Origin of the sequence: Gordonia sp. NPDC062954, assembly GCF_044543825.1 — a bacterium.
GTDB lineage: Bacteria > Actinomycetota > Actinomycetes > Mycobacteriales > Mycobacteriaceae > Gordonia > Gordonia tangerina.
On sequence record NZ_JBITWL010000008.1, the window covers coordinates 184,923 to 193,692 of the forward strand.

6 protein-coding genes and 1 pseudogene are annotated in these 8,770 nt (G+C 59.8%); 2 read left to right on the forward strand and 5 right to left on the reverse strand.

The window, feature by feature from the left end; all coding sequences use genetic code 11:
- Positions 1-3: 3 nt before the first annotated feature.
- The 4 genes from ACIGKQ_RS10870 to ACIGKQ_RS10885 are packed head-to-tail and all read right to left on the reverse strand — an operon-like array spanning position 4 to position 5,094.
- Entirely contained in the window at positions 4-1,380 is a 1,377-nt protein-coding gene (locus ACIGKQ_RS10870; RefSeq protein WP_396573587.1) for a hypothetical protein, read from the reverse strand.
- The gene (locus tag ACIGKQ_RS10875) at positions 1,356-3,122 is read right to left on the reverse strand and encodes an Hsp70 family protein (RefSeq protein WP_396573589.1); all 1,767 of its coding nucleotides are present in this window, start codon (positions 3,120-3,122) and stop codon (positions 1,356-1,358) included. Before ACIGKQ_RS10875 ends, ACIGKQ_RS10870 begins: the two co-directional genes overlap by 25 nt.
- Positions 3,122-4,249: a hypothetical protein gene (locus ACIGKQ_RS10880; protein ID WP_396573591.1), complete on the reverse strand. Its 1,128-nt coding sequence runs from the start codon at positions 4,247-4,249 to the stop codon at positions 3,122-3,124. Before ACIGKQ_RS10880 ends, ACIGKQ_RS10875 begins: the two co-directional genes overlap by 1 nt.
- Positions 4,246-5,094, reverse strand: coding sequence for a hypothetical protein (locus tag ACIGKQ_RS10885; RefSeq protein ID WP_396573593.1), 849 nt, complete (start codon positions 5,092-5,094; stop codon positions 4,246-4,248). The genes ACIGKQ_RS10880 and ACIGKQ_RS10885 overlap by 4 nt, the downstream gene beginning before the upstream one ends.
- Positions 5,095-5,787: 693 nt before the next feature.
- Here ACIGKQ_RS10885 and ACIGKQ_RS10890 point away from each other — a divergent pair.
- Both ACIGKQ_RS10890 and ACIGKQ_RS10895 read left to right on the forward strand, forming a co-directional pair.
- Positions 5,788-6,348, forward strand: a pseudogene (locus ACIGKQ_RS10890) (LEM-3-like GIY-YIG domain-containing protein); the annotation flags it as partial.
- Positions 6,349-6,843: 495 nt separating this feature from the next.
- Complete coding sequence (locus tag ACIGKQ_RS10895; protein ID WP_396573611.1) at positions 6,844-7,902, forward strand: ADP-ribosylglycohydrolase family protein; 1,059 nt, start codon at positions 6,844-6,846, stop codon at positions 7,900-7,902.
- A 314-nt stretch (positions 7,903-8,216) separates the two neighbouring features.
- On the opposite strand, the gene ACIGKQ_RS10900 is transcribed toward ACIGKQ_RS10895, so the two are convergent.
- On the reverse strand, positions 8,217-8,770 hold a 554-nt coding region (locus tag ACIGKQ_RS10900; protein WP_396573595.1), incomplete at its 5' end, for an IS1634 family transposase.

Genomic DNA, 8,770 nt, shown 5'->3' on the forward strand with positions numbered 1-8,770 from the left:
CTCTCAGTCGAGTCCGCGCAACAACTCGATGTGCCGTCGCTGTTCCTTCTCGTCCTGTTTCACATGCACGCTGACCAGCACCCGTCCGCCATGAGGTTTGTAATACACGCGGCCCATGTCTTCGCTACCTGTACGACCGGTGGCGAGTTTCGACACCTCTCGCCAACCTGAAAGGCCTGCGAGGCCCTTGCCGATGTTCTCGCCCGCGTCGACTCGGTGCAGGCAGCGCATGACGGCCATGGGTGAGTCGAGACCGGCGAGAACCTCCTGGCCGTCAAGAACGAAATCGATTCGTGCAAAGCTCGCGGCGACGAACCCTTCGATTCCTCGTCGGTGCACAGCACGAGCCGCTGATACCCGGCGTCGCTCGCGTTCGATTGACGCAACTTCTGCCAACCGCTGTTGCAGCTCACTGGCCGCGTCCGTCTGAACTCTGGCCTGCTCTAGAGCGGCGGCCAGCTCCGCACGAAGCGAAGTTACTTCCCGGTGCAAGTCCGCATTCTCTGCCAGCGCAACCTGAAGCAACTCCTCCGCGTCAGATTGGTTCGCGAGCAGTTCGCGGGCTTCTGCCCCGAGTGACGAGGATCGACTGAGCTCTGCTACCTCGTCTTGGATCGATTTCTGGTGCTCACGCACCCGATCCAGCGCCGCGAGCAATGATGACTCACGGCGTTCTGTTGAGGTGAGTCGGTGGTGAAGATCCTGAATTTCACGGACCGAAGTCTCTAGACGTTGACTCATTGCCGCGTTGGCGTCGACAAGGTCTTCGACCCGCGCATCGAGCGACTTTGCGTGCACTGAAGGCGAGGTAGTTTGGTTTGGTTCAGCGGTCGGTGCAGTCGCCCCAGAATCGGAGGCTAGGACGCGCTCAACCAACTGGAGAACTTCGTGATGAGGCCCGATGAAGCTTAGCCGCGCAAACCAGTCATAAAACTTGCCGTCGGATGAGGGACGGTGGCTCACATCCCACCGCTGGACAGCGATAGCGTGGGCCTCGAGCCGGAAAACTAGCTTCCCGGCTTCCGATTCGGACGAATTGAATTGAAGGTAGTGGCCGAAGTCCGTCGTCTCGAGCCACCACTGCACGCCAGAAAGGTCTGGTTCACGAACTGGTGCGACCGAGTCTGCTGAGTAGGGAATTGCGTTGCCAGGAAAGAGGAAGCGATGGCAATCCGCAATCTCCCAGGATGACTCGGCGATGTCGACAACATTGCCGTCATGAAGGGGGTAAACTGCACCGCCATACACGACACCCGCGAAGCCTGTTGGTGTAAGGCGAACGGGTCTGCGGACATTCGGCTCGACGAGCTGACCGCTGTGTGTGATCCTCGCTACGACTTGTTGCGCCCCCATCGTCAACCCGCCGTTGCGCACCTGCAAGCGGGATCTCCCCACTGCCTCCTGCACACCGCGCACGGCTTGTAATAGAGGTGCTCGAGTCTTTGTTCTTCCGTTGCTTGGTGGCGTCCAGGCATGCGTGCGAACGCATGAGGCTTGCTCTTGTACAGAACATCTCCGGGAACCAGGTCATCGTCCTTCTCTGTTGCGACGTTTGCGCGCACGACGAGTCCGCCGCTGGGTGCGTATGCCACCGGATCCGCGATACTGGCGGGATCTGGAGTGCCGCTGTTCGGAAGCCCGATCCCGAACTCGAGGTCAAAGTATGATGTCGCGGAGCGGTCGCCACATTGGGTGGAGAAGGCGTCGACATGGAGAATCAGATCGTCATCGATCTCGACGTTGAGGTTGAGGCGCTCGACGAGCGGTGGTGCCGTTGTGTCCACCTTGATTGTGGTTGTACCGAGGTACGTTCTGGGGTCGCTGGCTTGCGGCTGTTCAGCAATCGCCGTGGGAGTGACGATCGAGAACTTGGCAGTTCCGTCGGTTGGATCTGTGCAGTACAGGTCGTACCGCTCATGCCGTACGTTACCGTCACTGGGCATCGGCGTGCCCGCATGTAGAAGTGGGAGTCTCGAACCCCGTGCCATCTCGAGCTCGATCTGCTTGGCCAGCACCAGAGTCTGTGAATCGTGGGCGATCCACGCCGCCCCCTGTGACACGAGAGTCGCGCTGTTCTTCGGTATGACGACTCGTTCTGGCCCGAACATCTCGTGAAGACTGCTACGGATGCTCGGCATAGCTGCCATGCCGCCGGCGACAAGGCAAAGCGATACCTGACCGGGCGCAACGCCGATACTCTCGAGAAGCGAGTCGATCTTCGAAACTCCGGATTCGACTAGACGCCTGGTGATCTCGTCGAGTTCTGATCGGCTCAGCGAGTACTCGAGCGCGGTGTCGGACTGCGGAAAATAACCCGGGATGTAGAAAGTGACCACCGGCCGCTCGGACAAGGCGATCTTGTTGCGCTCTGCATTCTGCAGGAGTCTCAGTCGAGCCTCGGGTGTTGGGGCGTCGGTATCCGAAATGCCGGCGCGCACAGCAAATCGTGCCACGACCTCATCGCGAATCACTTTATCGAACTGGTCGCCCCCCACGTCCTCGGTTGCACCGTTGCGCAACTGCACTATTCGGCCCGGCTCGACTCTACAAAGAGTAAGATCCAATGTTCCGCCACCCCAGTCGACGACAAGAACGTTGCGGCCTTTGAGTTTCCGGACGAGACTTTGTGGGTCATCCGATCCGCGGATATACCCGTACAGCGCGGCAAACGGTTCATGTACGAACTGCGCGATCGATATATCGGCCTGCGCAAACGCTTCGCGCAGGGCAGCTCGACGTGGCCCGTTCATGTTCACGGGTATCGTGACCACCGCGCGGTCGGCTTTCCCGAGCATCTTCCTACGGCTACCGGACAGCGATTCCGACCGGACATGGCGGATGACATCTGCAACGATATCGACTGGGCTACGTTCAACGCCCCCGACGCTCACCGCCTCCTTACCCAACTCGAACTTCGGGGAGCGAACCGTATTGCCGTGAACGCCCAAGCCGACCTCTTCGAGCGCCTGCCGCGCGGCCCGACCGACAATCACTTCTTCGCCCTCGTAGCGGACCACGGAAGGGTAGGGGAGTCCGGATTCGTCAAGAGAATCGATGACTCGATCGCCCGAAACGACTGAAATAAGGCTATTCGTGGTGCCGAAGTCGAATCCGATAATCATCATTCTCCCTCGCCGAGATCTTTCAGTGTGTTTACCTCACTCTTTATGGCGTCAAGTGCACGCTCAACGAATTCCTCCGCCACGGGTATTCGGTTGTTTCGGACGGCGTGGAGGCCGTCGGTGAGAAGCTCGACTTGAGATGACAGTCGCCGCAGGACTCTGGTGCGCAGGTGCTCGAAATCGTCGACGGCGTGGCTGTAGTCCACATTTCGACTACTTCGTTCTTCCGCAAGTTTATTGTTGAGATCGGCGATCTGCATCGCGGATGAGGCTAGCTGCTCTTTGGATTTTTCAAGTTCTGCGGATAGGACGCTGACTTTTCGTTCTGATTCCGCAGACTGCCGTCGTAGCTCGGTAGATTCGGCGGTGCTGAAGTCCAATTCGTGTTGTGCTCGGCGATGGATAGAAGAATGATGGGCCGTGAGTTGGCTGAGTTCGTCCAACGCTTTGGAGGACGCGAGGAGGGCGGCTGCCTTCTGAACGCTCGGTTGAAGGGGGCGGGTCCAGACGGTTGAAGACATTGCTTCGATGAACTGAGCGGTTCTCCACTTGCCTTGGAGTACACAGAGCAGGGCGTACGCAGTGACGGCGTTGCTTTTCAGGCGGTCTTTCATTGTGGCAGTGAACGCAGCCTCGTCTGTGAGGCCGATATCTTGAGGGGCGACGTCGTTGACACGTTCAACCAGCTCGGATGTCGAGAAGTCAGATGGCATCGATGCACTTATCAGGATTTCCTGACGTCCGTCGAAGATTGGATGTTGTGCGAGCGCTACAGTGATCAGCTGAATGAGACGCTTCTGAACGCTGGGTTGAGCGCCGAGCGCGGCGAGGCTTGCCAACAGCTTTGGAGGAACATTCAGCAACAAATCATTCGCGGACAGGCGGTTGATCTGTTCGATTTCGGCCGTCTCTCTGCCCTGCTTCAGTTCGATGCCGTGCATCGATGCCTGCGTGAGGTCGAGCTTCTTGTCGCCCTGCTTGTAGGCGTACTCTACGAGGCCCTCTATCGTCGATGGACGCTGCTGGTTTGGTGATCGACTCTTCTTGCGTAAGGCGGGTACAGCCGAACTATCCTTGCGGCTCGACGGGTTCGGTGGGTCCGCAGGAACATCGGATCCGGTCGTCACGGTGTGCGTTCTCCTTGTGTGCGAAGTCGGAAGTTTTCGTACCAGTCCTCGGCGGAACGCGCATGACGAATCTGGTTCGCTTGATGCATCGCTTCGTCAGCGGCGCCAGCAGCGCGAAGGTGCTCGGCGGCGATTAGATGCAATTTAAATGCATCTGGAGGTCGTTGGTCATGGATATTATCGATGATTTCAGCCGCCGCCTCGTTTGCAGAACCGTCGAGTGGAATTGCGCTCCAAGTGACCACCTGTTCGATCACAGAATCACTGAGAGCCTGATCGAAGCTCGAATCTGGCAGCACTGCAAGGTTTGATGGATCCCAGGGCGAACTGTGAAGTATTGACTCAAATCGAAGAGCGACCTCGGCGACTCTCCTGCTCCGCGTCTTGGTCATGGCGCGACGAAATTGATTGTAGTGAAAGGCGACGATCCCGCATATGGCTTCGGCCGGCGCTCGATCAAAGAATTTAAGAGTGGCGACGGCTTGATCGTACTTCCCCTCGTACATGCTCGTCCCGGACACGTCAGCGCCCTGCTCTGCCTCCTGCTCGCGAGCGAGGACGCCGTAGAGGTAGCTGGCGATGCCTCCTTGGTACCTTGCAGCAGTCTCAAAGCGTGCAGATCTCATTATGTAGTCGTCAATTGAGCGGCGACTTAGTTCACCGCCCTCGATGAAGCGCTCCAGAGCGGAATCAACACCATCGAGATCGGCCTTATCTGCCAGCGCGAAATCAAACTCAAACGACTGCTCTGTACCTGCGTGGTGCAATCGGACTTCAGTGACGCCGTGGCGCTGCTCGGACAGTCGCTGGATCGCCTCCTCGACAGTGGACGGAGCGCCATTCATGGTCACTCGGTCGCATGACCGAATCACCCAGTCGCTGGGCGATGTTGCGGTAGTAATTGTGAGCCTGGTGCGGCCGCACTCGCGGCCGCGCAGGATGAGTAGCGGTCGGGCAGTCGCGTGGCCTTCAAACTGGTGGACACGGAGGTCGCGAGACGTGGCGAATTCAGCTTTGCAGGTCGGGCAGTCGAATGTGGCAGGCCTCGTTGCGAACGGGTTGCCCCCATCGCTTGTCGGCTCGTGAAAATCCATGTAGCTGGTGTGCCAGAACCCCACGGCGCTCGCTGCTCCTCGTCCAAGGGATCCATCGGTGGGCCTGCGGCAGGTACCCGGTCCAGGATCAGACTGTGTTGTCGTTCTGCAGCCTACGGCAGCAGTACGACAACCTCCCGGGTTGCCATTGGCTGGCTGGATTGGGTTCCCAACGGTTGGGCCGACGAGGGCCACAACAGTCACCTCAAAGTTCTGAACGTGTGGTGTTGTTCGCAAGCGTCGTGAATTGTGCCGTCGAACGGCTACCGGGTCGAGGACAATGCCGGCGCATGGATGTATGGCTGTCGTCCTGGTCATGCATGCTGGTACACGAGGCACAGAGCGCGAAGGGAAACAATGTCTGGCATAGCGGTAGTGGAGTTGCATACGGATGCGGCCAAAGAGTTCATTGCCGCCGTTGCACGTGACGGTGCGTCAGTGTCAATGAGTGGCGAGGCCTTCAGTGCAGCTGCGTGGCTGGGTGCAAATGCGGGTCGACGATTCCGTGATGTCACCACCGCTCTGTCCAGATTGCGCGCCGAACTTTCCGGCGATGTCGATCAGGTCGACGGCTTCGTGGAGCGGGTAAGGCCGCTTCTGGGCTCGACGCATGCTCCTGCCCCCATCGTTCCGGACAGAGTTCCGGTCGAGGTTCGGCCCAAACTGGGTGTATACGTGTATGCGCTCGTCGACCCACGGACGAGTGAGGTCTTCTACGTCGGCAAGGGTCGTGGCAATCGGGTATATCAGCATGTTCAGGCGGCCATCGCTGACGTTCAACCTGATCGGTCCGAAATGCTCGGCCCGGCAGATTCGAAGGAAACGCGTTCGGCCAAGGACGGCCGCATCCGTGCAATCTTCGAGGATGGCTTCGGCGTAGAGCATTGGATTGTGCGGCATGCGATAGGCGGTCAGGTGACCTCGGACGGTCAGGCGTTCGCGATCGAGCAGGCCATGATCGATCTGGCAGCGATATCGGGGACTGTGCTGACCAATATCCAGGGTGGACACGTGTCTGCCGACTTCGGCCTTCGCCGTGCAGAAGAGCTAGTGACCTTGTATTCAGCGGACCCGGTGCCTGAACTGCCGGATGAATGCGCGCTCATCAAGGTCAACGCTGCGTCGCGCCCTGATGCGACACCGGAGGAGATCTACGCGTGGGCGCGTGGTGATTGGCGCGCGGGTGCAATCAGGAACGTTCCCGATCTTCCTGTCGTGGTGTTCGCCGACGACATCGTCCGCGCAGTACACCGGGCGGAGAGTTGGGACCACACTCGTGACGAGCGGGGTCGGCCAATACCCAAACTGTGGCGATACACGGGTGTGCCCGACGCCGACTTGGAGGCCCGATATGTGGGAAAGAGCCTGCGAGAAGTCAAGGCGCAGCGTCCAGGCGGCCGCTGGCGCCAACATGGATGGCATCCGTATTCGCGGAGTTCGGCGACGGGGGCAGTTGCGGCTCGGCTATCGCCTAGTCCTGAGGCGCGCTACCGCGGATGTTTGCTCGGTGGAGCTGTCGGTGACGCACTTGGTGCACCGGTCGAGTTCATGTCCCGCGCCCAGATCGTCAAGGACTTTGGTCCGGCTGGAATCACCAGATTCGCGCCGGCTTTTGGTGGCATTGGCAAGATCACCGACGACACGCAGATGACGCTATTCACAGCGGAAGGATTACTTCGTAGTTGGGTTCGAGGTTGTCTGAAAGGAATCACGACCGCCGAGGGTGTGACGGCCCACGCGTACCTCAGATGGCTGCAGACGCAAGGTGAACGACCGGGCCGGGACCTCATAATGGACGGCGATCCTGGATGGCTCATCGGACACCCACAACTGCATCACCGGCGCGCGCCCGGCAACACGTGCCTTTCCGCTCTTCGTTCAATGAACCATTTGGGTGAGGTGGCGCGGAACAACAGCAAAGGGTGCGGAGGAGTAATGCGAGTCGCTCCCGCTGGACTCTTCACCGCCACTCAGGCCGGCACGGATCCGCAGTCAGCTTCCGCCGTGGCTTTCGAGCTCGGTGCCGGTTTGGCGGCTCTGACTCACGGCCATCCGACAGGCCGGCTGGCAGCGGGCGCGATGTCGGCGATTGTGTGTTCGCTTGTTGCCGGTGTTGGCTTGCGCGAGGCAGTTGGCGCCGCGAGCGTCGAACTCACCCGGCAGCCTGACTCCGAAGAGACGCTCAGCGCCATTACTTCAGCAGTGGCACTTGCAGATTCCGATACCCCGCCCGCGGACGCTATCGTTGAGCTCGGACAAGGCTGGGTCGCCGAGGAAGCGCTGGCTATTGCGATCTACGCCGCCCTCGTCTCAGAAAGCCTCGAACAAGGTGTGGTGATCGCCGTCAACCACGACGGTGACTCCGACTCCACCGGTGCCATTGCCGGCAACATCCTGGGCGCGCATTATGGTGTTGACACCATCCCGAAGGAATGGCTCGAACCGCTGGAGCTCCGCGAAGTCCTAGGTGAAATCGCGACTGATCTTCTGGGCTACCCGCAATGGGACCTCGATGGTCGAGATGGTCGACTGCTCTGGGACAAGTACCCAGGTTTCTGAAGACGCCCAAACAATGGTTCGGCGGCGGCATCCAGGTGATCGCCGACTGCTTGCCGAGTTCGCTCTCTCGGATGGGGTCGAGGATCAAACAGGCAGTGGCCCGAGGAGTCGTAACGGGAACTCGATTCGCCTGGTGTGTCGCGGTCGGCTGGCCGTTGACAGTCGCGGACGCCAAGACCCAGGCGCTTGCAAGATTTCCTCAAGCCTGAGCGCCGGTACATCATTCCAACTGTGCCCGCTGCTGCGGCTGCAGCGCGATGTAGCGAGGATTGACGGGACACTCTGTTGCGACCTTCGACCTGAGTTGGACCTCCTTAGTGCCTGGCGTTGATGGCGGTGAGGATCGTTTCGGCGTCGTCGTCGAGCGGGGTGCGGGCGGTGAGGGAGTGACCGTCCACATCGACGATGACGGTGTGGATTCGGCGCAGCGTCTGCACGATCTTCTTGATCGACATACCGGTGCGGTTCTGCAGGTCACGAGCGATGGCCAGAGCAGCGAACACGATGGTCAGGTGCGCCTCGATTGCATCGCGGGTGCGGTGAAAGATCGGGCGGGCTTTCAGGTCGGATTTGGCCATCCGGAACGACTGCTCGACTTTCCACAGGTCGTGGTAGGCCGCGACCACCGCATGCCCGTCCATCACCTCCGGTGCGATGTTGGTGACGTAACCTTTGTAGCCGGCCGCAGCGCGGGCACGCTCGATGGACTCGTCATCGAGTGCGACCTTCTGCCCGGAGATCTTCACAAATCGTTGCTTACGCAACGGTTCTGCCTTGTCGGCCACACGTTGAGCCCGCAGGATCTGAGCGTTGAGGGTGCGGTTGTCGCGGCGATCACGTGCCCAGGTGTAGTGCCACACCACCCGCC

Coding starts and splice junctions, on each gene's coding strand:
- ACIGKQ_RS10875 (WP_396573589.1), bottom strand. CDS start 3,122: ATGATTATCGGATTCGACTTCGGCACCACGAATAGCCTTATTTCAGTC.
- ACIGKQ_RS10885 (WP_396573593.1), bottom strand. CDS start 5,094: ATGAATGGCGCTCCGTCCACTGTCGAGGAGGCGATCCAGCGACTGTCC.